Below are 24602 nucleotides of genomic sequence, written 5' to 3' on the forward strand. Positions count from 1 at the left end.
ACAGTATGGAGTATTTTAGTTTCGAAAACCGTGATGTGCGTTGTGCCGCAGATGTCGGACGCATGGCAGCTCTAGGTCGTTTTGACGTTGAGTTTGCAATATATGGCTGCGCCAGTATTTATAAAAACGGTGAAATCTATTATCGCGCAACCAGTCATGAAAATAAATTGTTTGACTTTATTAGGCAGCAGCGATTAGAAGAAGTATATTCAACACCGGTCATCAGACTGGTTAAACGCGGCAAAGTTCCATCAGGTATGAAAGAACAAATCCTACAAGAAATCAAATATGAGTTACTGCAAAAAATGAAAAGGCAATACGAAAATGGCTATTTTAAAATGATGCAACCGTTTTTTCAAACAGAAGCCAATGATAACGCTTATAGTCTATTAGTAAATTATGCTGAAAAAATTTACGGGCATTTTGATGATGCTGAATTGCAACTTTTTAACGGAGCTTTGTTAATAGCTTTTGAAGCAAAAGTCTTAACAAAAACAAGTTATCAGCAACTAAAAGCATGGCATGATCATACCCGACATCAGATGGCTGATGATCCAGTTATAGAAGACAACATTTATCGTACATTCTATGGCTTTGTATATGAAAAAAAAGACGGTACACGAGATTGCTTTTTCGATGCACAGGAAATGACGACGGTTTATCATCAACAGGAAATGATGCTGCACGGTGAATTTATCGGACCAATTGTGCAGAAAAACTACTGGTTTCGACAATTTGACCAAATGAGCGCAATTAGACGAAATTATCGAAAATGGTTAATGGATGCTGAGAATGAGATATATTTACAACAACTTAAAGCTATTCGTAGTCAGCAAGGCGTTATTGACAAAGATGCGTTATGCCTGGTCAGCAAAAAACTTATAGATTATTCAGAAGCACATGCAGCAATAGACTATTATGATGCGATATGGAATAAAAAATAGCTTTTTTAAGTGGCAGCTTAATGAGATTGAAAAAGCATCCGATATCAAACCACAAAATTAAACTAAACTTGATACACACAGTCTTATTTGCTTATAATTTTAAAATGGGCATTTGAACATAGGAGCGTCTCAGAAGATTTTGATTCTGAGGCGCTCCTTTTTGCATGGATGCTCTTTTCTAGTTTATTGACATTTTATATTTTTCTTTATCTACGGAATAGTATAGCCGCTTGATTTTCTTGCCTTTATCTAAGACTAAAACAGTGGGTACACTATTAACCTCATATTTTTTAGCCAGATTTTTCTTCGTTGCCATATCGACTTTTACGACTTTGTAGCGTTCATCCAACTCCTGATTTGCTTCTTCTAATAAGGTGCTGAATTCTAAACTCTCATTATTTAAGGCATTGAAGAAGAGTAGTAAGACTTTCTTGTCACTTTGGAGAACGTCCGCATTAAACGCATCTAATTCCTCAATATACCGTTCAGCGGCTACTGCAGCTGTTGGCTCATAGAGGCATATATGATCTGGGGCATGGCCGGCAGTTTGAATACACCGTAAGTTAAATTCGCCGACTTGAATCACATCTCCATTCTTTACAATTTGCACATCTTCGACGGGTCTACTTGCATATCTATAGCCTGAGTAATCCGAAAGGGGGACTTCCCGAAGTCCGCTTTGATCAATCATATCTTCAAAATAGCTCCAGTACTCGCGTTGATTTACATCAAAACCGTTTGCATTGCAGTGTAAGAGTCACAAAATACCTTTCTGTTAGGGGTGACTAGGTAACGCACTAAACCCGAATGATCACCGTGAACATGGGTAACCAAGATATCTGTGGTTTCCATGGAAAATCCTAATTCTCTTATTCCTTCATCCATGGCCGCTTGACACTCGGGTTGATTAAAACCCGTATCGATCAGGATTTCTTTCCTTGCCTTGAATGAAATATGAGTTAAATGCTTTAAGGGGATTATTTGGTAGTGGGATTTCAACTTTGTAGATTTGCGTAACAATTCAATCAAAACAATCGATTTCCTGTCAATTAGATGGTAAACACATTCCACGTGAATAAGATATCATCAGTATACTGTCTTAATGATTTTACCGCAAAGTGCACCCGCCTGATGGTATTGTGTGATTGAATCCCATTAAATTGGAGAAACCTTCAAAGTTTGGCAGTTTGGAAGACAACATTTCCGTAATCACAATGGTCACCTAATAGACGACGATCCTACCCAATTGGGTATGGCCTACAAGAAGCTAAATCACGTCAGCCTACCTTCCAGAGGGATTTCTCCGGTTTAACCTTAAGATCTCTCCAATCTTCATTGTCGATTACCAGGAGCAAATTTGATTAAAATCAATTGATTCCAACTTTCCTAACATCATTAGTCATTTGTAAAACACTATTGAAGGTCAATACTTCCAAATTCACCGTTAAATCTACATTGCGAATTTCGATATTAGAACGAACATTTAAAGCAATCGGTGCGAAGTTCAAAATGGACTGAACTCCTGCATTAACAAATGAATTAGCTATTTCTCCTGCAACATCGGGAGGTGTAGCAATTATCCCAATTGGCATACGATTTTTTCCTATCACTTCTTCCAGTCTTTCCACTGGCAATACTTCAATCCCATTGACTTTTGTCCCCACTTTTTGAGGATCGTTGTCAAAGATATGGCTAAATATAAAACCGCGTTCTCGAAAACCTTTATATGAAGTTAAAGCACGGCCTAAGTGTCCATAGCCAACCAAAGCAATATCCCAGTCTACATGTAAGTTGAGAATGTTTAAGATCTGCTTATATAAACTCGTTACATTATAGCCAACCCCTCGGATCCCAAATTCCCCGAAGTATGCTAAATCTTTTCTAACTTGGGCTGAGTTGACCCCAACGCCTTTTGCAATTTCTTCGGAGGATATAGTATTTTTATCTACCTTACACTTTTTTCCCAAAAAGCGAGAATACATTGATAGGCGCACAATAGCTGCTTCGGGTATTTTTAAAGTTATCAATCCTATCCCCCATTTTAATAAATTTTACTATTAGCTTAATATAGTATCGTTCCTATTATATTGATTTTAGTGCAAAAAGTACCATTTTGCGATTTGACACGCTATATCTAGTGGTTTATTTTAAAGTGTTACACTAAATGTAGTCAGTGAAATGTAAAAATAGGGATTTCTGCAGCAGAATCATTATATAAATCACTCAACTTTCGTATCGTAAAAACATGCTGTAACCCAGTCTATATCCGGGTTGGGCCAGAATGTCTTTACTGATTGACAGAAAAGCACAGATCATTCACCCTCGCCTTTACACATAAATGAGTGTTGTCTTCCGTAGTTACGAAAACGTCAACTTCTCCGGTTTACTCATTTCGAGGCCCAATTACCTTCAGGCCTACTACCTAACTGTTTACGCTTAACGTCTAAAATTACTTCCAACCGTCCAAGACTCACTCTTGGCTTTAGCCTTTCCAAGTAGGATTCTCACCAGCAAAACTTCACAACCTATGCTTGGTCGCACCGAAAGTTGAAATTCTTATATTATTATTTCTTTTCATGGAATATGCATCTTCTGCCTTCTTTCTTGTACAGATAAAAGCATTTGCTGCAGCTTGTACATTGTGTTTCTTCTTGTCCTGAAATAAGCCTTGTTACAAGATCTGGTTCGCAAATAAACGGCCTGGACAAAGAAACCATTTCTATGCCGCTGCCTATTATCTCATCTATATCTTTGAAGTTCCTGATGCCGCCTACTAAAACAGCTGGAATATCAACTTCCTTCCTTACTGCAGACACTCTCTCCATATAATAGTTGTGAAGTCCCTTTCTACCTAAGGGTGTAAAATTGTAGCCACTGTATTCTATTGCCTCAACTCCCATTTCCTTGCATTTTTGTGCGACATAAACTAAATCTTTATAATAGTCTTCGTCATTTTCTTCTATATTGGAATTGATTTTCAAAAATACAGGATATTTATCTCCTAATTCTTTAACAATGCCTATTATTATTTTCTCTGTTATTTTAAAACGATTTTCTATGCTTCCGCCGTATTCGTCGTTTCTTTTGTTATAAACAGGATTTACAAATTCTGATAATAAATACTGATGGGCACAGTGTACTTGAATTCCATCATAGCCTATTTTTTTACATCTTTCAGCAGCGTCAATAAACTGCTGGATTATTACATCAATTTGAGGAATAGTAAGTTCTCTTGGAACAATACTTGAACCAGCATAAGGAATTGGAGATGGAGCCACCGGCGGATTGCCGTTAATACTCATTGACGCAGCACCGCAATGACTGATCTGAGCAACTATCTTTGTGCCTGCCTTATGAACTATGTCAACCATTTTCTTATGACAATCAATGTAGCGGTCATCGCACATTGCATTTTCAGCTAATCCGACTCTTCCTACAGGAGTTACAAAAATCTGTCCTCCGATAATTAGTCCAATATTATTGTTGGCTAATGTTTCATAAAGATTATATTGTGCTTCTGAAATAGTCCCGTCATGGTTTCCAAGCGGGTCCATTGTTGCTGAACGCACAATTCTGTTTTTAAATCCTATATTTTTGAATTGTATTGGTTCCAATGCTTTAATCATATAAATTTCCTCCCTTAAATAAATATTATTTTTAAATGACTCAACTTTAGCACCGCGATTGTACGAAGAAAACCTTAATATAACTGGGTAATTCACTCATCCAATTCTGTAATTGACTAAGCGATGACTCATTATTCCCTGATTCATTCGTTAAAAGGTTGAGGACAAATGTCATTAACTGGCGTAATGCCGTTTTTAGGTCAAGGTCCATCACCTCATAAGCAAAAAGATAAAACAGTCCTCCTAGCGAACGCTCATCCGTGTTTTGTCTCCTTTCCCACTCAAGGATGAGATAACGGGAGAAAGGTTGACATTGGTGAAGAAGCTACGGATATCAGCATCCACAATATAGCTAGTTTTACCATACTCAATTTTGTGATTTAGTGTTTTCAACGCATCATGGCAGCTTCTTCCTGGTCGGAATCCGTAGGATAAGTCCAGAAAATCCTGTTCGTAGAGTGGGAATTGAGGACAGACACAGTTCATGAGAAATCTTCTTTCTAAAGTCCCATATTCTTTAATGTGCTTCTCAAGAAAACAAGTCCTTAAATCTGGAGCCTAGAAAGTTAATTTTTAAAAGCAGGTAGCAACATTTACGTGCTTTCTGTTTTTAATAAAAAAGTTTCAACTTCTAGAAGAAAATAAGAGTAACCAAACCAAAGAGGGGTAACAGAATGCATATACTGTAAGCCATATACCCAAAAAAACTAGGCATGTGTACCCCGAATTCCTCAGCAATGGAACGAGCCATGAAGTTTGGCGCATTACCGATATAAGTATTAGCACCCATGAAGACCGCCCCTGCTGAAATAGCCATTAGATAAGTGGGATGCTCAACAAGCAGCTTTGAAACGGCTACAGATTCGGGCATGCCTGGGTAAAATTGGCCCAAAGCAGTACTAAAGAAGATTAGATAAGTGGGAGTATTATCCAGGAAGCTGGAAAGAGCTCCCGCGACCCAAAAGTAATGGGCCGGCTCTTTGACAGCAGCAATGATGAACCCTAGAGCTCCTGCTTCTCCTGCCTTCAAGATAGCTAGGACAGGTGCCATGGTTACAAAGATGCCAAAAAAGAGATAAGCTACTTCCTGAATAGGAGCCCAAGAATACTCGTTTTCTTCTCGGAGAGCTTTAGGTGTTATCTTCATGGATATAATCAGAATAACCACAAGTAAAACATCACGAACAATATCTTGTAAATCACGATGGACTCCTAAGATAGAAACCGAGCCCATTTTTACACTACCACTGAAGAGAATCATTCCTATGATAGCTGCTAACAAAATAAAGTTCTGTGCCCCTAAAAGTTCAAAGGTTTTACCTGAGATCGTACAAGCAGTAGCTACATCATTTGAATCCGGATCAGGACATAAACTAGCCCGTTCTTTTTGTTCCTTACGCAAATAATAGGCATCAAAGACTAAATAAATCAGAAGCAGAGCAATAAGTACGGTAAGCATGGGTGCAATCACACGCAACGTCCAAAAGAAAGGTACCCCATGTAAAAAGCCTAGAAAAAGCGGGGGATCGCCTAATGGTGTCAAGGCTCCTCCCACATTAGCGATCATGAAAATAAAAAAGACTACCATAAATGACCGGTATTTCCGATGTTTGTTAACCCGCAGGAACGGACGAATCATCAACATGGCTGCTCCTGTAGTGCCCATCCAAGAAGCAAGTATTGAGCCAACCACAAGAAAGCCTGCATTAACAAAGGTCGTTCCCTTTAAGGTAGTGCGTAGCAAGATGCCGCCGCCTACAGTAAAGAGTACACCCAGTAGAATAATAAAAGGAATGTAATCGGCGATAATGACAGTTAATAACTGATTAATGCCTTCTCCTAGATATGCTATAACTAAAGGAATTGCTATTAGAGCTGCCCAGCTAGCCGATACCTTACCATAATTTCTCTGCCAAAAGTTAGGAGTTAGAATAGGACATAAGGCAATGGATAATAACATACCGATAAAGGGGATTACTGAATACAATGGTAACACATTACCTAAATAATGCTCCATTTTTCTCTCCTCCAATTCTATTCTTTGGATAGCAATAAACGAATTTTTAATTGGAGAAACAACAGGCCGAAGCTGAAACGGAAAACAAGAAAAGCCAAAAACCCTCAAGATCCTGAAAAACCACCCTTTTCAGGTAGTAGTTACTAGCGAAAATTTTTTCTGCTGCTTTGTATTGGCATATTTTGAATATGCTCCCCTTCTGGTAGTCGGTTTTTATTATCTAACCTGTCTACCTTTAGGGGAGCATATCAATTCGTCAGCAGCCCTACCTTCACCTTTTTGAATACAATGTTGTGAAAGAGAGAGCATTCTTTTTGTTGCTAAGAAATACGGGTTAGAATGGTCTGTGTGACATATAAAATTTCGTCAATGATCTCCTGAACGGTATGAATGTGATCAATTCGATCGACACGCTGGCCAACAGGGGATTGATGTACAGCAAAGGGCTTGTCGGTGAGATCTCGTACTTTGCAGATGACCTCCCGTAGTTCTGCCTTACGTTTTGATCATATATTGCTTCATTCTTAAAACTTAAAAGGGAAACATGAGAGAGAACAGCGGATATGCAACACAATACAGAGAGATAAAGCCGACTATGACCATGGGCCAGCCATACTTCATCATAAAGCTGGTCTGCACCCATTCTGTGCTCGCCACCATACTACACACCGGGCAAGCTGCAGGTGTAGAAAAACCGAGATTGGCGGCCATACCGATACAAAGCCCCAGCGCGATCGGGTTCACACCGGTAATTGTAAGTGCAATAGGGGTGACCACTGTATACATGACTGCGCTTACAGTGTTGGACATAAAATTGGTTTGCACGAGGATCCAAAGGATAACGATGGCGATAAAAACCAATGCCGGAAGCCCGCCCAGCATTGCTCCTGTTTTTTGCTGGATCCACGCGGTGATTCCGCCTGCCTTCAGATCCATGACATAGGCAAAGCACATAAGTGTTGCCATCATATAAACAGTAACCCATTTGATTTTCCCGGATGCCACAGGCAGATCGAGAACGGGCTCGCCATCATACTTACAAGCAGAAAGAATACCGATGCAGATCATAACGGGAATACACTGACCCAGTGCACCTACAAAGGCTGACAGGCCAGTCAGTCCGGGGATTAACTTAAGGAGGTCGGGACTTACCCAGAACAATACCAGCAGGATAAAGGCTGTCGCCACGATTTGTTCCTTTCGTCCCATGGGCGGTACTGTGCTCTTGAGGTAATCGATGTCAAGCGCGCCCATTTTTTTAACATCCGGTCGAATAACATACCGGAATACCAGGAAAAACCCGATGAAGAATACGATTCCGAATGCAATTCCAACCATACTGAACTGGATTACAGAGACATTGATTTTAAAACCTGCGGCGATGAAGCCTAGAACCATCAGCGTGACAGCATGAGAGAGGGGCGTCATGGCCTGGCCCACTTGAGCCAGCCAGGCCGTAGATGAGACAGTCGCCTCCGGAAGATCTTCGCCAGGCTCATAGCCTGTGTTTTTGAACATCTGCTCTGCGATACCTAAATACATGGCTACAACTGCAGAACTGGTAAGCACAAGGCTAATAAGCCAAACGGAGAAGAAGAAGACCCCCATGATAAGCCAGGGCTTGCCTTTTAAAACTTGACGTGTGACAAACCATAGGGCAATCCTACGGGAGAGACCTGTTTCCGCCATCGCATAGTTGAGCAAAAAGCAGAAAACAAGGAACGGGACCATCATGTTACCCCAAGACTCTTTGAGAATGGTAGATGAGTTGGCTATATTTGTGGTGGCCAGCATACCAAGACCTATTACGCTGGTCCATGCGCTTCCTACTGCTATCCAGAGCACCAGCGTTCCTAAGAAAACACCCAACACACCCATGCCTGCTTTGGTAATAGGCGCAGCTGGCGGGAGTATAAATTGGAAAATCACATAGATTACAATGGCTATAAGAATTGGAACCATTTTTGTTGTTGAGCGCGGCGGAGTTTTTGCCATAGTAATTGCCATAGTCGTATTCTCCTCCATTTTCATCCATTTTACTGCTTTTTGAACTTATCATTCCACCTGTTCTGAAGCTCATCAATGTCCCTATTGCTGAGACCGTATTTGCCCAGCACCTCATAATTGTGTTCCCCAAGGTCGCAGGAACGGCTGATTTTGGCGGGCGTCTTGGAAAACTTGATCCACGGGCCACGCCGCTTGACAGTGGAGTATTTCTTAAAGCTGGGAGGCAATTCGACTTCGACAAGCGTACCGCGTTCCCACAAGGCTGGATCGTTTACAACCTCTTTGGTTGTTCTGGTCTTGCAGCAGGCTACACCAGCAGTAGCTAAAAGAGAGGCAGCATCATTGATGTCGTCGAAAGTACCCAGCCATAGTTCGATAGTCCGGATGAGTTTTTCCAAGTTCGCCACACGGCTTGCATTGCTGCTCAGGTCCGGATCCTCTATACAGTCAGGCCTGCCCATGACCTGACATAGCTTCGGCCACATGCTCCCCGTATAGGCAGCAATGATTACGCTTTGCCCGTTCTTGCCATTGAACACACCATATGGCGCCATATTAGTGTGGTGATTGCCTATCCGATGGGGATCCATGCCTAGGGTAGCTGCACCCTCAATGGAAGAATTGATAGCTACTAGACCGTCCAACAGAGCAATATCGATATACTGGCCCTCACCTTTCCGTAGACGATAATAGAGTGCGGATGCAATGGCGCCAAATGCATTAATACCGCCAATATAATCTCCCACTGTGGAACCACTCTTTGTCGGAGGACCTGAAGGGTCACCGGTTAAATCCATTAGGCCGCTCATTCCTTGGGCAATTATATCAAAGCCAGGCTTTTTGCTGTTGGCTCCGGTCTGACCGCAGGCGGAAATGGAGCAGTAGATGATGTCTGGCTTGGTTTGGATCACGCTGTCGTAATCCAGACCAAATTTTTTCATCGCACCGGGCTTAAAGCTCTCTATGATTACATCGGCATCCGCAATCATCATGCGGAGGATTTTAATGCTGTCGGGATCATCCAGCGCCAGGGTGACCGACTTCTTTCCCCGGTTTGTAAAGGTGCTGAAGATGGCCTGGCCCTCAATGCGGGGGGCGATACCCCGAATGTCATCACCGGCCACAGGCCGTTCGACTTTAATAACCTCCGCGCCGAAGTCTGCTAAAAGTGCTGTAGCACCAGGCCCTGCAAGGTTACTTGTAAAGTCAATAACCTTGACTCCTGAAAAAATAGTTTCCATATCGCGGATCGTTCCTTTCTTCATTAACGTCCCTGATAATCGGGTTTCCTCTTTTCCAGAAACGCGGTCACAGCTTCTGCAAAATCATGGGTGAGCTCACACTCCCCTTGAAGCTCCAGTTCACTTTGGCTGACAAGGCTATATTCAGAATATTGAATCCGATTCAGCAAGGTCTTCACATTTGCGTAAGCAACAGTAGGTCCATTGCTGTATTTCTTGATGTATTTCTGAACGCCGGCCTCCAACTCTTCCTTAGGGAAGGCCGCAGTAAACATGCCCCAATCGGCACCCTCGCGACCAGTAAATACGCGGCCGGACATAAGCAGATCGGTAGCGCGGACAGTGCCAACTGCCTTAGCTAGAAAATAGGCAGATCCGGAATCGGGGATAAAGCCTATGTTCACGAAGGCAAAAGTAGCCTTGCTGCTCTCATCAATGAGCGTAAAATCACAAGCTAGGGCTAAAGCGATGCCGGCACCCGCTATGGCGCCTTCAATCCAGGCCAAGGTAGGCTTTTTCACGTTGCGCAACCTTATTATTGTCTGCCCCAGGGCGCGACAAACTGGTCGGGTTCCCCTGATTCCCTGATCGATGCGGGCTTTCATTGCATTGAGATCACCGCCACCGCAGAAATTCCCACCTGCACCCCGGATCACCAGCATGCGCACATTGTCGTCGTAGTCGCACAAGTCGAGGCATGCTTCCAGCTCCGCGTCTGTTTCAATGTTGAGAGGGTTTCGCTTGGCCGGATTGTTCAACGTAATATAGGCAACTTGATCCTTCACTTCATATAGTACATGCTTAAATTCCATTGCTCTACCTCCCTACGCATATTTAAGCCTTATTGCGGGTATCCAATTTCAAATACAGAAATAATCATCCCTTTAGAATGTCACCGGCGATAACCATCCGCTGAATCTGATTTGTTCCTTCAAAAATCTGGTACAGCTTGGCATCTCTAAAACGCTTCTCCACAGGATATTCTCTGCTATAGCCATAGCCGCCAAGAATCTGCACGGCATCGGTACAGACTTGCATACCAGCATCGGCGGCGAAGGCTTTTGCCGCCGATGCCAACCGCATGTCAAAGATGCCAGCATCGGCACATTTGCTGGATTGCCATACCATCATGCGCGCGGCCTCCAGCTTGGTGTACATGTCTGCAAGCATAAAGGAGATACCCTGGTTTTTGCAGATAGGTTTGCCAAAGGTAGTCCGAACCTTGGAATATTCCACCGCGCACTCAAGTGCGTATTGGGCATTCCCCACAGCGCCAGCACCAGAAGAGGGCCGGGTGCGTCCCAAAGAGGCTTTGGCAATTTCCATACCCTCCCCCTCTTTGCCGATCAGATTGGCGATGGGTACCTTTACATCCTGGAAAATTACATCACTGGTCATAGAGGTGCGGAAACCCATCTTATCCTCGTCCTTACCGATGGAGACACCCGGTGAATGGCCATCAACCAGGAATGCGGAAATGCCCTTGGCACGAAGCGTGGGATCCATAGTAGCAAAGACTACAAACATATCCGCAACGGGTGCGCTGGTAATAAAGCTTTTTCGCCCGTTGAGCACAAAATACTCTCCTTCACGTGTATAATGGGTGCGCATGGCGGCGGCGTCGGAACCTGCACTGGCCTCAGTCAGTGCAAAGCAGGCGCTTCCTCCTGAAGTTAGTACATCTGCGAGCTTTTTCATGTGATAATCAGTTCCCGCTATTTTGATAGGAACTGAGGCCATATAGCAGACTGCAATAGAGCCGGAAAAGCCAGCATCGCCGCGAGCCAATTCTTCCTTGATAAGCGACCAGGTGAAAATATCGCCGCCGCCGCCGCCAAAACGCTCTGGCAGAGTGAAGGTAGTCAGCCCCATCTCATAGGCCTTGTGAAACAGATCCTTCGGGTAAGTACCGGGCAAGTCACATTCCTTCGCAGTGGGAATGATTTCTTTGTCTGCGAATTCCCGCACCATAAGGCGCAGATCCTCCTGTTCCTCTGTTAAAAGGTGATAGTAATTGTTCATACTGGGATTCCTCCTAATTTAGTGATTTGAAGACGACAGGATGGGATACATCCAGACAATCTCTCCAACGAGGCACGGCCTACTCGTCTGACCGTGGGATCGATCCCGCGCTTTGTCAGGTACATCCCTTCTTAACCATCCTCATACTCCCCGAAGAAGCGTCCCCCCTCGGTTACATCTTTATAAATGCAAATTGCATGCCAGATGAATTTCCAATAGAATGGATTATCTTTTTGTTGTAAATTACGAGCATTTTGAAAATATTCTAGTAAACTTGCTCCTTATGAAAATGGGAAACTTTTTCTCCCTGAGGGAAAAATTTTCGCAAAATAATGGGCACTAAATGACGAAATTGCGTCAATCTAGGACTCAATAAGAAACCCCGCACTTACCGTAAAAAAGCTTGTAAACAAGACTTGTCAGTCGCTAAACAGCGGAAACCCAATCAAAGACCATTGGTTCATAGTACAGTGTATCTATCATCGCTTCGGTCTTTTTTCACGTTTAATTTAAAAAAGAGAGATCAGTTGAATAGCGGATATTCGCTGGAGCACATTCTCATCCAGAAGCAGTTTTCCTTTGTGAATTGGCTTAGACATGATAAATCCATTGTCGCCTTTGTTTTAGCTCATTCAAATAACAACAATTTTGTTTTCAAAACCTTGGATTTGGCCTTGCAAGTTGAACCAGCCAGTACACCTAATCCACAGTGACCGAGGTTTCTATATACCTCGTGTGGCTTTAGGAGACGATTAGAATCTTATGGTGCTGACTCAGATTATGTCGCGTGTTGGCAAGTATATTGACAATGTATAAATGGAAGGATTCTGAAGAACAACCTAAGTGTGAGAAATATTATCTCCATAAATATCTGACCTTTGAAGCCCTTTAAGAAGGCATTGATAACTACGTCAATTTTTACAATTAGGAAAGATTACGGAAAAATTAAACGCCTCAGTCCGATGAAAGTTCGAACCGAGGCTACCAAATCATTTTATTTCTTTATGCTGTCGACTTGACTAGTAAAGTTAATATTCTAGGCAAGACCCCTTTACCTTAAATTATTCTTAGGATGATTCACATAGAAATATGAGGTTATCACAAGATTTGCCATTTAAAATTCAAGATTCAGCTTTTTCATTTTATTAAGCAAAGTTCGTCGAGTGATCCCCAATTCCTGCGCCGTCTTTTCCCTTTGGCCTCCATTGCGGATTAGAGCAGAAATAATCATTTGAAGCTCTTGCTCCTTTAGCGAAAGGGAAGAGGCGTCGGAAGGACCCCCAACAGAAGGTGTACAGTTATTATGGGTGAACTTGCTGGGCAGATCCTCTAAGCCGATTTCACTCCCGTCAGTTAGTACCACAATGCTCTCAATCATGTTACCCAGCTCCCGGACATTGCCCGGCCAATCATAGGTGCGGAGAGCACCAATCACCCCTGGACCAATCGTAAGGGGCGGTCTGCAATTCTCAGCCGCACAGCGTGCAAAGAAATAGTCCGCCAACATTGGAATATCTTCCTTCCTTTGCCGTAAAGGAGGAATATGAATATTAACTACATTCAAGCGATAATATAAATCCTCCCGAAAACGGCCTTGGGATACTGCTATCTCCAGGTTCTCGTTGGTAGCCGCTACAAAGCGGGCAGAGATCTTAATCGGCTGTGTGCTCCCCATATGATAGATTGCCCGCTCCTGTAATACATTGAGTAGCTTTACCTGATGCTCAATCGGCATGGTACCAATCTCGTCCAAAAAGATGGTTCCATCCTCTGCTGCTTCTAATTTTCCCTTTCGAGCTGAGATAGCACCTGTAAACGTCCCCTTTTCGTAACCAAAAAGCTCACTTTCAATCAGGCTTCCGGGTAGTGAAGAGCAATCCACATAAACAAATGGCCTTCCGGCCCGCTTTCCCTTGCGGTGCAGTTCCCTTGCAACGAGCCCTTTTCCTGTCCCGCTTTCTCCGGTAATTAGTACAGTGCAAGACAGGTCCGCCAGCTTTTCAATCATTCTATGGACACTAGCCACGGCCAAGCTGTTTCCCAGCAGCTTCGAGTCCTGACCCGACATTATCTTGGATTCAGGTAAAACCCGTTTTAATTTTAACAGCCTGTTTAACTTCTCTACAAGCAATTCGAGATCGAAGGGTTTTGTGATGTAATCATCGGCACCCATGCGCATAGCCTCCACCGCACTTTCGATGGTGGCAAACGCAGTTATTATGATTACCACAATACTCGGGTTAACTTGGCGGATGGCCTGAAGGCATTGAAGCCCATTGTAGCAAGGCATATGTAAGTCAACGACGGCAACCTGACAGAGCTTTTGAGCACACAGTTCAATCGCCTCGGCCCCATTATTGGCGACAACGACTTCAAAGCTAGCCTGGTTTAGGCGTTCTTCAAGCACACTGCAGATGCTGAGCTCATCGTCTGCTACTAAGATTCTTACACTCATAATTCGTCCTTCTCTCTGACTTCCGGAAGTGTAATCAGGCAACGAGTCCCTTGTCCCAATTTCGACTGGATAGAGATTTTTCCGTTATACTTTTCCAGTGATCTCTTCACTATGAGTAGTCCCATTCCGGTACCATTTTTTTTCGTTGTAAAGTATGGAGTAAAGATTTTAGATAAATTCTCTTCCGAAATACCTGTACCAGTATCTTCGATCTCTATACAAACACTTTTCTCGTCAGAACAGTAGCGGGTGCTAATCCGGATTTCTCCCTCTTGGGTAATGGCTTGGAGGGAATTAAGCATAAGATTCAGAAAAATCTGCCGGAAATGCAGTTCATTTACATAAAACTTTGGCAGTTCATCCGTAAAGTTAAACGTAAAATGAATCGTCCTTTTCATTTTTTGCCTGTCGATAATTTGTGTGCATTTAAGAAGAACGTCTTTGATGTCCACAAAGCTGTTCTCTCGATTGTTGACCGTATCCCCGAAAGTCAGCATCTGATTTACCACCGCATTGACACGTGTAACCTCATGGAGAATGATATTTATCAGCTCGGCCTTTCGTTGCGGATCTTTGGGGTTTTGCAGCAATTGCGCACAGCCCTGAATACTCATCAGAGGATTTTTTATGTCATGCGCCAATCCCATTGAGAGCTCTCCTAGAAGTCCATATTGCTTTAACAGCTCCACCTCTAGAGATAGAAGCTGAATTTCCGTAATATCCACGGCAACTACCACTACGCCTGCAATGCGATTCTTACTATCCCGCAGGGGAGAAAGGACAGCATTGATGACTTTATCACCATGCCTATGTGGAAGGATTCTTGTTTTGAAGCGCTGGAGTGTACCACCTCCCATTACCAGGGCAACCGCATCGCGGAATGCCCGCTCTTCTTCTTCATCCGGGAAACAGATATGATTATTCCCTTCCAGATTAAACATTTTTATTGCCGCAGGATTTGCGCTCAGCACCTTACATTTTCTATCCAAGGCAATAATAGATGAGCTGGAACAGGTAATTACACTATCAAGGAAATTACGCTCCTGTTTCAACGTATTCTCAAGAATGATACCTTCATTGTGCAAATCAGTATAGATATCGATCCATTTCAAATTCTCCATCAGAAAGGGAACCCCTTTCCGGCAGAGCAGAGTGAATGCAAAGAAGGGTTTGGCCTCCTTGTTACTGGTCATATGAAAAAAGTGGCCCTCATATTCTACATTTCGAAAAACAATACCAGCAAGGAAATCGCTAATATGGGTGGACAGGAAACAGTCTACCACAGAATGATCCACTGTTTTCTTCTCAATTTCACGGTTTATCTGCAGCGCCCCAGTCGCCTTGTACACAGTCACGATTTCGATAAAATCCGCTTCCACCAGATCATAGATCCCGTACTTCATGTTCTTCTTCAAGGAATCAGTCAGTGTACAGGTAATATCAGGAAACAGCATCAAAAACCCTCCTTGTTATAGGATTAGATGACAGTAGCATAGCATAAAAGTATCAAATTAGGGTTTGCTGAAAATCCCCTAGAGCTTAAATTATTCCATAATCAGCTCTTCTAAGAAATAGCTATATCATTCTTAATAAGAAAATGTAAAAAGGTTAAACCCTGAGCCGATGCTCCAAGTTCATGACAATGAATTATAGCACAATACCACTCTTCGCCTTCTCTTTTAAATGCGCCATGATTCGGGCTAAACCATACTCTCGCTTGCCTACCCCGAATCCGCCTTCTGCAGTATTGCGTTCTCCCATGTCTTGAAATTAAATACGTTCTTTGCTCCTTATTTCGCCTATTTTCGGTCGTCCCAAACGCAGCCCACTCAAGCGAATACCCTCTTTCTTGCTGAAAAACTGGTTATCACTGTACCGTAGATTTGATCTGCTAAAACGGCTTCAGAATAATAGTCGATTAAGCTTCTTGTTGTCTTTAACCATTTTGTGTAAGTTACCACTTTCATTAAAAAAGGGGGGCCCAATCTGTGGATAGTGAACATCTGCTGGCGCACACGCCGAAGGTTTTGAGCTTTTCCTTAATATTTCCTTGCATTAGAATTCGACATAAAGACCCTAGAAACCTTCTAATACTCCACAATCCACATTCATTCAACTCAGAAGATGCAGAAATGAGAGGCTAAGGGCTGTGAATACCTTCTTAAACAAATTGAAGGAACTCGAAAGGAAGCGATCCTAAGCAGGTTAAGACAGGAAAATAAGTCTTTTCAATATCGCAAAGAAGGGAAATGGGAAACTTTTCATTTTCATCCAGATGTGTGACTGAGGTATCAGCAGTATTTTGAAAGTCATTGTTATGAGCAATACAATACTGTACAATTTTAATTCATTCCTTCCAAGATGTGGATCTTCCCTTTGTCATAGATTGACTCATTCCTTTCGCGGTCGCCGTTAATTTTCTATGACCATAATACTTGTTTATCTAACATCTCAAAACGGACATATCTGAATATTTCACTCTTACGCACGACTTCTCTCAGAGAATAATCTCCTAATAGAAAATCACTTACTAACTTCTCCTTCAGTTCATTTGAATATCTCTTCCATGTCTTGGATTCTCTTAACCCATCTGTCCCATATTTTCGAGATGTATATCGCTAATTCATTGTTGTTCTTCTGTTGATTTTGTACATCAAAGCAATTTCGCCCATTGTTCCTATCCATCCTCATAGGCATTAAAATTTCATACTTTTCTTCTGCTGTGTATTTGCTTCTTTTGGGCATTGAAATGCTCCCCTTCCAGTAACAGATTTTTATTATTTAATCTATCTACCTTTTGGCGAGCATATCAACAACTTGTAGCGATATTAATTTTTTTTGCGTTCGATATTTGTATCAGTTTTTTCCAAATCCTGATATGGAACAAGCCACGTTGATAAGCATGGGATAGATCAGCAATTCTTAAAAACAATCCCTAAATATCTGACATCCTAACCTTCGCGGTAAATGATACCTTTTCCGAGTGGCGGATAATTCCATGAATATCCTGGAATACTCTTATTCAGTCGCTCACAAACAAATCGACAGTTCCCGCATTCCAGACATCCTACATGGTCAAAGCTTAGCTTATCGTTAACCTTATCCCACTTATATCGTTCTGCTGGACAACAATAGGTACAAGCCCGGTGATCGCATGTCTTACAAGCAATTTTGTCAACAATAATATGTGGATTTTGATCATCACTGTCAAAACGATTCTTGGCCAAACGTTCATCCATCGATAAAATTTTCACAAGGACTTGCCTCCTTTGAGAATGTCTTTAAAGACATCAAAATAATGCACTTTACCTACGATAGATTGCTTAACCAACCCCGTGATTCGTTTGGTGGGATTCCCATCAACTTCATATATATTTTTCATTATGTCGGTAATTAATGTAGGATATGTGGTGAACATATGATGGGTATGAGCTATATAATCATGGGAATTTTTTAATGTTTCTAAGTCTTTTAAGACCAATGGTTTAAGCTTATCTTCATAGCGTTTTAAAAAATTCTTAGAATAGTCGTCAGCCTCAATTGCTTCATTAGCTGTCTCAGCTGCTGCAATCCCTGACATAATCGCATAATCCATGCCCCGAACTGTCAAACCTCTATTGACAACGAATCCTGCAGCGTCACCTGTCACGATAAATCCATCAGAGTATAGCTGCGGCAAAGATTGATATCCTCCTTCAGGAATGAGATGTGCTGAATATTCGATCAACTCTCCACCTTCAATGTAACGTGCTAATGCTTGATGTTGTTTAAACTCTTCTGCCACCTCAACTAAAGGCAATTTGGAATCTTTCCAACCCTGGGTATCGACAACCAGGCCTATGGAGATACTCTCTTTGTTGGTATAGAGAAATGCACCTCCACTGATCCCCTTGTTGCATTCTCCAGCACATAACATAGCAACACCTTTACCGCTTACGGTATTAAAACGTTCATTGATCGCCGATTCTGAAAGCTTGTATACATACTTTAATCCGACAGCAATATCTTTTACATTTACAGGTTTGATCAATCCAGCCCTTTCAGCAACAAGAGCATTTACTCCTTCGGCACTTATAACGAGGTCAGCTTCCAGTTCTTCGTCATCAATCTTTATTCCGGAAACTTTCCCATCCTTTATAATTAAACCTGTAACCGTACTACCCGGAATCATCATGGCTCCTACTTCTTCAGCCTTTGATGCTAGCCAAGCATCAAACTTAGATCTTAATACTGAATATGATTGCTGACTTAATGATCCAAAGGTAGAATCAACAGCGAAGCTATCGTCAACCGTCATCATCATTAGAATTTCTCTCGTTACCTCACGTTCAAGCGGAGCATCAGCCCATTCTCCAGGCATCAGGTTTTCAAGTGCATAAGTATATAGTCGCCCGCCGGTCATGTTCTTCGCTCCAGGAGTCTCTCCCTTTTCAACAACCAATACTTCCCGTCCCGCCTTTGCCAGACGATAAGCTGCTGCGGATCCTGCTATTCCTCCGCCAATTATTATTACCTGGGATTTATCCTCACTCAAAAAACTTTTCTCCTTCCATTGTCAAAGTTTTAAAATGTTTACAGCTGGTATATTGTGATATTAATTTTTTTAGTATAATACCTCCCGTAACAACGCGAGCAATCCCGCGAAATACACATTTCTGACCCCTATTACATAATCCGGCGTGCGTAATAGCTGGTCCGCCTTTTCCTTGCATTAAATTCTTATATAGTGGAGAAACTCAATAACAGCTATCTCGCTTTATGCTTATTTATTTCATCGAGAAGGGCTGGTACTACTTCATACAAATCTCCTACGACACAATAATCGGCAATTTCAAAAAATTGCGCATCCGGATCTTTGTTAATAGCTACAATAACCTTAGAGGAAGACATCCCTGCCAAGTGTTGAATTGCCCCTGAAATTCCACAAGCAATGTAAAGTTTAGGAGAAACAGTCTTCCCTGATTGACCCACCTGACAATTGGCCGGAATCCATTCTGCATCAATACACGCTCTTGATGCCCCGACCGCGCCACCTAACTCATCTGCAAGTTCTTGGAGAAGTGCGAAACCTTCAGCTTTACCCAAGCCTGCGCCTCCAGATACGATGACTTCAGCGTCTTCGAGCTTCATCCCTGTGACCCCTGAATTAACAAAATCTACAAGCTTAGTTCTGATTTCTTTTGCTGAAGTCCTAATTTCCTCACGAATAATGTTGACAGGTTTGCTATTATCCGCCTGAGTCTTATCAAACGCACCCTGTCTCACTGTCCCCATTTGAGGCCTAGTTCTACATGTAACCTTACTTAGGGCCCTTCCACTCATAATTGGTCTAGTCCAAGTTATTTCTTTGCTTTCCGAATCGACTTCTAAATCAGAGCAATCTGCTACCAAACCTGTCTTTACTCTACAAGCTACTCTTGCAGCTAAATCTTTACCGTTATTAGTTGCACCTAATAATATAACTGATGGCTTATATTTTTCTATTAAATTAGCCATAACATTGGTATACCCATCAGTATTGTATTCCTGATACTCTTCTCCTTCGACTAAGATAGCTTCGTCGGCACCATAAGCTATTGCTTCTTTCGCAACTTCCTCTACTTCTTTTCCTATTACAATTGCAACCAGCTTTTCAGTAGTTTTCTCTGCTAAGGCATTACCTTCGTTAATAAGCTCTAAACTAACATTTTTGGCTTTTCCCTGAATAGACTCGACATATACCCATACATTTTTAAAATCCTTAATGTCCATGCTTAACCCTCCCTCTAATTAAATGACCCTTTCTGAAATAAGCATCTTCGCCAATTTAATTCCAGATTCATTCCCTGTTCCTTCTTTTATTTTGATACCTGAAGCTTTTTTAGGAGGTGTAAATACTTCAATTGTTTTTGTAGGTGAACCTTCAAGACCAATCATAGTTTGGTCGAGTTCGGGCAAATCTGCAGCCGCCAACACAACTATCTTAGCTTTATTCGCTGCCATTTTACTCTTGACAGTTGCATATCTAGGCGTGTTTATTGTATTTACTACAATACAAACGGCGGGAAGTTTTGCCATAATGATTTCATAGCCATCCTCATGCTCGCGGTTAACAACTAACCTATTGTCTTTGTATTGAATTTTTGACGCATAAGTAATTTGAGCAACCCCAAGATGCTCAGCTATTTGAGGCCCTACTTGACCTGAATCTCCATCGATAGCCTGCTTGCCACAGAGAATAAGATCAAAGCTTCCTAATTTTTTTATTGCCGAAGCCAAAATATAACTTGTTGCAAAAGTATCTGAGTCTTTGAATAAATCATCGTTCAGTAATACTGCCTTGTCGGCCCCAACTGAAATACATGCCTTTAAAACTGCTTTAGTTTGTTCTGTTCCCATGCTAAGAACAGTCACATTCCCACCATGTTCTTCCTTTAATTGCACAGCTGCTTCAACCGCATTCGCATCAAATGGATTCAGAATTTTTGGCGCCCCACTTGCATCTACTGTATTTGTTCCTGAATCAACTTTTATTTCTGCAGTATCAGGTACTTGTTTTACACAAACCAATATTTCCATAATGTATTTTCCTCCCTGTTTACTTTGATAATTTTAAAACTCTTTTATGCCATCTGACCGCAATAACCATCCTTTAAATTTGATTTGATCCTTCGAAAATCCAAAACAGCTAGGCATCTCTCAGTGGATTCCCCCCAACCTTTTATCTCGTGGTTTAAAGACAACAGAAGGGATACACTAAGACAATCCCGTAAAGCTACACACTTACCCTTCCGACCGTGGGATCGATCCCCCCGCTTTGTCAAGACATCCCTTTTTAACCATCCCTTACTTCCCAAAGAAGCGTCCCCCTTCGGTTGTATCCTTAATATATGCAAATAGCATGCCAGATAAATTTTCAATAAAAGGATTATTCTTTTTGTTGAAATTACAGGAAGTCGGAAATATTTTAGTGTAAATGCTCCTTATGAAAATGGGAAACTTTTTCTCCTGCGGGAAAAATCTTCACGAAATAATGGGCACTAAATAAGGCTTGTTCAGCAAGCCAACCGAGACATATTACTAGGATAATGAAAGAAAGAAAAGGGTTTGGTAAATGAAAGCCAGAGAAAACCATAAAAAAACACTAGAAGACCTGTAATAATAACAAAAACTCTTTATAATTAGAGTTAGGGTAGTCCTTGCCCATAATCTCTAATTATAAGGAAACCAAAAAGCAGGACAGGGATACCAAAATCCACATTTTTTAGAGCTCATCTTCCCTTTTTTCACTGATCGTCACAGCTGCCCAGCTGCTTATCGATGACACGACTTTTTTGAATGTGCCGATATGAATTATACTTCCGCTCGAATCGCCTCGGAGTTAAATGTCCATGAGGAGTTGGCAATAATCAAAGGAACTATTCTAAACTGGCAGGGCTATAATCTTAACATTCCATATCTTCCGATTTCGTGTAATTGAGAAAGAAATGATTTCCCAATAGCTGCAATATAAAAGCACCCCAAATGGAGTGCTTTTATTATCGGATATACCTTTTTAACATTTCAATAGTTCGGTCAATATCTCTTTCTTCTTGTGAAATCATATTACAGTAAACTTTTGTTGCAGTTATCATTTGTGCTTTTCTATTATCAGTAAACCCAGATGTTTGCATTTGTGCTTCTGGTACTACTAAAGCCTTTTTAAGAGCATTTATTTCTTCTTGCGATTCAATCTTTATATATGCTCTCCTGTTCCATGCGGTTCGGCCCGCTACATTTTTTTTATTAACTCTTTTTCTAGTTCCTATTACCCTAATACTCATAATGTCCATATCGGAAATACTCGCAACCGTATTGAGCCTAACTCCTAAAGGATTATAACTACCACATTTGTATCTTGTCGACCTTCCACTTTTAACCGCTTGTCCTTTTCTGAGCATAATCATACCTCCTTAAACAAGTCAACAAGCATCTCTAAATTTACTTGTTCTTTTAAAGTTGGAGGAAAAACATCAGTAGAAATTTGTGCAAAACCATCAAATATACCATCAGAATCCATTTGCTTAAGCCTAAAATAAGTCAAAGTAGGTTCATTAGCATATGCATCAAAAATCGCTGATAACGGAACGTATCTACCACTTTCTTTAAATCTATTATATGCTCTTTGTGTAGCTTTAGCCCTGTCTATGTCTACCGAGATGAGGAAAACTGAATACCCTATTTTTTTCATTATACCACAAAAGTCTTCTACCTTTTTTAGTAGATACCCGATTTTCGGTATTACAATATTGTAATTTTTCTCAATGCAATGTTCTAATAAATTACCTTTGTTATATGAAAAAATTAATTGATCAGATTCATCATGTACAAGAGACGCACCGGCTATTTGATTTTTGTATTCTGGTAATTTCCTCTTGGCATAGTCTGAATCTAATATATATCCTCCAATAGCATCAGCAATTTTATTTGATATTCCCGATTTCCCGGCAGCAGGGGGTCCAATAACATAAAACATCTTCTTTTCAGCCTTAAGCTGTGTTTTAGGAGCGGCACCGCCATTCCCCAATGTTATTGCATTATCATCGTCCAACCGCTTTTGAACGATAAGTTCATTCACAATCGATGCCCTTAACTGTTCTCTAATTTTTTCATCTCTATATTCAAAATCTCGATAGTCCTTATAAGTCGAGGTCTGAACCCAATCGTACCCTTGCATATTTCTTTCTGCTGAAGTGATTGAATTAATAGCCTCTCTCTTTTCGTTGGGATCAATTCTTAAAATATTATCTACGAAATATTCCACATCAACATCGGAACAGAGCATTCTACAATACGGTAACATCATAATCTCCCCCTTAATAAAGGTTAACTTATATGTAGAATATTGTCAATTCTCAAATATGAATGTCACTATCCGTCATAGACCGATCCATATATATTGGCCTATTCCTGATAGCTCGATCTATAGTCATAATGAGGGCAAAAGCAACGTCCATAAGAATGAAGTGACCCCAAAAAGTTAGACGAGTATTTTATTAAGCAGCCAAGAGGGTTTGCTGTCTGTGTAAAGCAGGCGGCAAACCCTTTAGCTTTACTTTGATACGGCGATTATTGTAGTAATCGAGATAGTCGATGAGTTCATTTTTAAAATGGTCCATCGATTCAAATTTCTGTAGATACAGAAGTTCACTTTTAAGTAGGCCAAAGAAGTTTTCTATCACGGCATTATCCAGACAGTTGCCCTTTCGGCTCATGCTTTGCCGAATGCCCTTCACTTCCAACATTCGCTGATACACCTTATGTTGGTACTGCCAGCCCTGATCCGAGTGGAGAATAAGGTTTGTGCTGTCCGGAATTGCTGAAAACGCTTTGCCCAGCATGCTCGTTACCATGGACAAAACCGGCCTATCCGAAATGGTGTAACTGACGATATCTCTGCTGCACAAATCTAGAATTGGGGACAGATAGAGTTTCTGACCAAACAGGCTGAACTCTGTGACATCAGTAACCCATTTCAAGTTTGGCTTCTCCGCCTCAAAGTCACGTTCCAGAAGATTCGGCGCTACCTTGCCCACTTCACCCTTATAAGAGTGATATTTCTTCATCCTAACATGGCAGGTAATGCCCAGTGCTTTCATCAGACGCTGAACGGTCTTGTGATTGACGATATTACCGCGATTGCGCAGTTCCATGGTAATTCTCCGATAACCAAATCTACCTTTGTTTTCAGTATAAATCGAGGTTATTTGTTCTTTAACTTCGGTGTATTTATCCGAAACTGATAGTTGCTTAAGATTGTAATAATACGTAGCGCGCGGAAGCTTGGCTACGACGAGGAGTACATCGAGCTTATGTTTCTGCCTCAGTTCCGTCACGACTTGTGTCTTTTCTCTCGCTGTACCCTCTCGGAAACCAAGGCATTCAATTTTTTTAGGTAATCGTTCTCCGCCCGCAGACGTTGGACTTCAGCAATTAAGTCTTCCTCAACTTTTTTGCCGAGCTTCACAGGTCTTCCTGCGCTTTTGCGACCCCGGCGGTCTATATAAAGCCCCTCAACGCCTTCCGTCAAATAAATTCGCTCCCATTTTCTTATGGGTTCATGGTTTGGTAGATCGTATTTCTTAGCCGTTTCACGATAACTTAGCCTATTTGTTTGCATATCTTCTATTACTTTTTGTTTAAATTCTCCCGAAAATGGAGTTCCTTTTGGCATGAAAACACCCCCAAAGTTATTTTAGTATATCATACTGTCTAACTTTGGGGGTGCAGTTCAGAATCGGTGCTTTTTTCTTTTCCGGTTTAATATATTTC

The 24602-nt window shown here is 41.6% G+C and carries 23 protein-coding genes and 3 pseudogenes; 2 read left to right on the forward strand and 24 right to left on the reverse strand.

The features are described from left to right. The first annotated feature begins 5 nt into the window (after positions 1–5). On the forward strand, positions 6–944 hold the full coding sequence (locus ACHOLT_RS00860) for a hypothetical protein (RefSeq protein WP_425805134.1): 939 nt from the start codon (positions 6–8) through the stop codon (positions 942–944). Positions 945–1122: 178 nt separating this feature from the next. On the opposite strand, the gene ACHOLT_RS00865 is transcribed toward ACHOLT_RS00860, so the two are convergent. From ACHOLT_RS00865 to ACHOLT_RS00920, 12 genes and pseudogenes are all read right to left on the reverse strand, one after another. Continuing rightward, positions 1123–1635, reverse strand: coding sequence for a thioredoxin domain-containing protein (locus tag ACHOLT_RS00865; protein ID WP_425805137.1), 513 nt, complete (start codon positions 1633–1635; stop codon positions 1123–1125). A 32-nt stretch (positions 1636–1667) separates the two neighbouring features. After that, the gene (locus ACHOLT_RS00870) at positions 1668–1973 is read right to left on the reverse strand and encodes a hypothetical protein (protein ID WP_425805140.1); all 306 of its coding nucleotides are present in this window, start codon (positions 1971–1973) and stop codon (positions 1668–1670) included. 338 nt (positions 1974–2311) lie between these two features. Further along, positions 2312–2971 (reverse strand): redox-sensing transcriptional repressor Rex, encoded by a 660-nt coding sequence (locus tag ACHOLT_RS00875; protein WP_425805142.1) that lies wholly within the window; start codon positions 2969–2971, stop codon positions 2312–2314. 537 nt (positions 2972–3508) lie between these two features. Then, positions 3509–4570, reverse strand: coding sequence for an NADH:flavin oxidoreductase (locus ACHOLT_RS00880; RefSeq protein WP_425805144.1), 1062 nt, complete (start codon positions 4568–4570; stop codon positions 3509–3511). 46 nt (positions 4571–4616) lie between these two features. After that, positions 4617–4889: pseudogene (locus ACHOLT_RS00885) on the reverse strand (IS4 family transposase); the annotation flags it as partial. Beyond that, entirely contained in the window at positions 4814–5056 is a 243-nt protein-coding gene (locus tag ACHOLT_RS00890; protein WP_425805146.1) for a reverse transcriptase domain-containing protein, read from the reverse strand. The pseudogene ACHOLT_RS00885 and the gene ACHOLT_RS00890, both read right to left, overlap by 76 nt. 145 nt (positions 5057–5201) lie before the next feature. Then, positions 5202–6587, reverse strand: coding sequence for a sodium:proton antiporter (locus tag ACHOLT_RS00895; protein ID WP_425805149.1), 1386 nt, complete (start codon positions 6585–6587; stop codon positions 5202–5204). A gap of 531 nt (positions 6588–7118) precedes the next feature. Further along, positions 7119–8594 carry an SLC13 family permease gene (locus ACHOLT_RS00900; protein ID WP_425805151.1) on the reverse strand — a complete coding sequence of 492 codons (1476 nt, stop codon included), beginning with the start codon at positions 8592–8594 and terminating at the stop codon, positions 7119–7121. Positions 8595–8623: 29 nt separating this feature from the next. Then, positions 8624–9859 carry a CaiB/BaiF CoA transferase family protein gene (locus ACHOLT_RS00905; RefSeq protein WP_425805153.1) on the reverse strand — a complete coding sequence of 412 codons (1236 nt, stop codon included), beginning with the start codon at positions 9857–9859 and terminating at the stop codon, positions 8624–8626. Next, positions 9859–10647 (reverse strand): enoyl-CoA hydratase-related protein, encoded by a 789-nt coding sequence (locus tag ACHOLT_RS00910; RefSeq protein ID WP_425805156.1) that lies wholly within the window; start codon positions 10645–10647, stop codon positions 9859–9861. The genes ACHOLT_RS00905 and ACHOLT_RS00910 overlap by 1 nt, the downstream gene beginning before the upstream one ends. A gap of 64 nt (positions 10648–10711) precedes the next feature. Next, a complete protein-coding gene (locus tag ACHOLT_RS00915) occupies positions 10712–11857 on the reverse strand; it encodes an acyl-CoA dehydrogenase family protein (protein ID WP_425805159.1) in 1146 nt (381 codons plus the stop codon). A gap of 453 nt (positions 11858–12310) precedes the next feature. Then, positions 12311–12474: pseudogene (locus ACHOLT_RS00920) on the reverse strand (IS5/IS1182 family transposase); the annotation flags it as partial. On the opposite strand from ACHOLT_RS00920, the gene ACHOLT_RS00925 reads away from it, so the two are divergent. After that, positions 12439–12570, forward strand: coding sequence for a hypothetical protein (locus ACHOLT_RS00925; protein WP_425805162.1), 132 nt, complete (start codon positions 12439–12441; stop codon positions 12568–12570). The pseudogene ACHOLT_RS00920 and the gene ACHOLT_RS00925 overlap by 36 nt on opposite strands. Positions 12571–12971: 401 nt before the next feature. Here ACHOLT_RS00925 and ACHOLT_RS00930 read toward each other — a convergent pair whose 3' ends face one another. The 12 genes and pseudogenes from ACHOLT_RS00930 to ACHOLT_RS00985 all read right to left on the reverse strand — a co-directional run bounded on the left by ACHOLT_RS00930 (position 12972) and on the right by ACHOLT_RS00985 (position 24504). Then, the gene (locus ACHOLT_RS00930; protein ID WP_425805164.1) at positions 12972–14312 is read right to left on the reverse strand and encodes a sigma-54-dependent transcriptional regulator; all 1341 of its coding nucleotides are present in this window, start codon (positions 14310–14312) and stop codon (positions 12972–12974) included. Then, a complete protein-coding gene (locus ACHOLT_RS00935; protein ID WP_425805166.1) occupies positions 14309–15766 on the reverse strand; it encodes a two-component system sensor histidine kinase NtrB in 1458 nt (485 codons plus the stop codon). Before ACHOLT_RS00935 ends, ACHOLT_RS00930 begins: the two co-directional genes overlap by 4 nt. 196 nt (positions 15767–15962) lie before the next feature. Beyond that, positions 15963–16283: pseudogene (locus ACHOLT_RS00940) on the reverse strand (transposase); the annotation flags it as partial. A 576-nt stretch (positions 16284–16859) separates the two neighbouring features. Beyond that, on the reverse strand, positions 16860–17057 hold the full coding sequence (locus ACHOLT_RS00945) for a hypothetical protein (RefSeq protein WP_425805169.1): 198 nt from the start codon (positions 17055–17057) through the stop codon (positions 16860–16862). A gap of 206 nt (positions 17058–17263) precedes the next feature. Further along, entirely contained in the window at positions 17264–17566 is a 303-nt protein-coding gene (locus ACHOLT_RS00950; protein ID WP_425805172.1) for a ferredoxin family protein, read from the reverse strand. Next, positions 17563–18846, reverse strand: a complete 1284-nt coding sequence (locus ACHOLT_RS00955; RefSeq protein WP_425805174.1) for an FAD-dependent oxidoreductase — start codon at positions 18844–18846, stop codon at positions 17563–17565. Before ACHOLT_RS00955 ends, ACHOLT_RS00950 begins: the two co-directional genes overlap by 4 nt. A gap of 212 nt (positions 18847–19058) precedes the next feature. Next, complete coding sequence (locus tag ACHOLT_RS00960; protein ID WP_425805177.1) at positions 19059–20063, reverse strand: electron transfer flavoprotein subunit alpha/FixB family protein; 1005 nt, start codon at positions 20061–20063, stop codon at positions 19059–19061. Positions 20064–20081: 18 nt separating this feature from the next. Beyond that, positions 20082–20870: an electron transfer flavoprotein subunit beta/FixA family protein gene (locus ACHOLT_RS00965; RefSeq protein ID WP_425805180.1), complete on the reverse strand. Its 789-nt coding sequence runs from the start codon at positions 20868–20870 to the stop codon at positions 20082–20084. Between the two features lie 959 nt (positions 20871–21829). Beyond that, positions 21830–22231, reverse strand: coding sequence for a hypothetical protein (locus tag ACHOLT_RS00970; protein WP_425805182.1), 402 nt, complete (start codon positions 22229–22231; stop codon positions 21830–21832). A gap of 2 nt (positions 22232–22233) precedes the next feature. After that, on the reverse strand, positions 22234–23136 hold the full coding sequence (locus tag ACHOLT_RS00975) for a zeta toxin family protein (RefSeq protein WP_425805185.1): 903 nt from the start codon (positions 23134–23136) through the stop codon (positions 22234–22236). Positions 23137–23326: 190 nt separating this feature from the next. Beyond that, entirely contained in the window at positions 23327–24166 is an 840-nt protein-coding gene (locus ACHOLT_RS00980) for an IS3 family transposase (RefSeq protein WP_425800491.1), read from the reverse strand. Then, positions 24163–24504 (reverse strand): transposase, encoded by a 342-nt coding sequence (locus tag ACHOLT_RS00985; RefSeq protein WP_425800489.1) that lies wholly within the window; start codon positions 24502–24504, stop codon positions 24163–24165. Before ACHOLT_RS00985 ends, ACHOLT_RS00980 begins: the two co-directional genes overlap by 4 nt. Positions 24505–24602: the final 98 nt, after the last annotated feature.

The sequence above is a fragment of the Desulfitobacterium nosdiversum genome, from assembly GCF_049860565.1.
Lineage (GTDB): Bacteria > Bacillota > Desulfitobacteriia > Desulfitobacteriales > Desulfitobacteriaceae > Desulfitobacterium_A > Desulfitobacterium_A nosdiversum.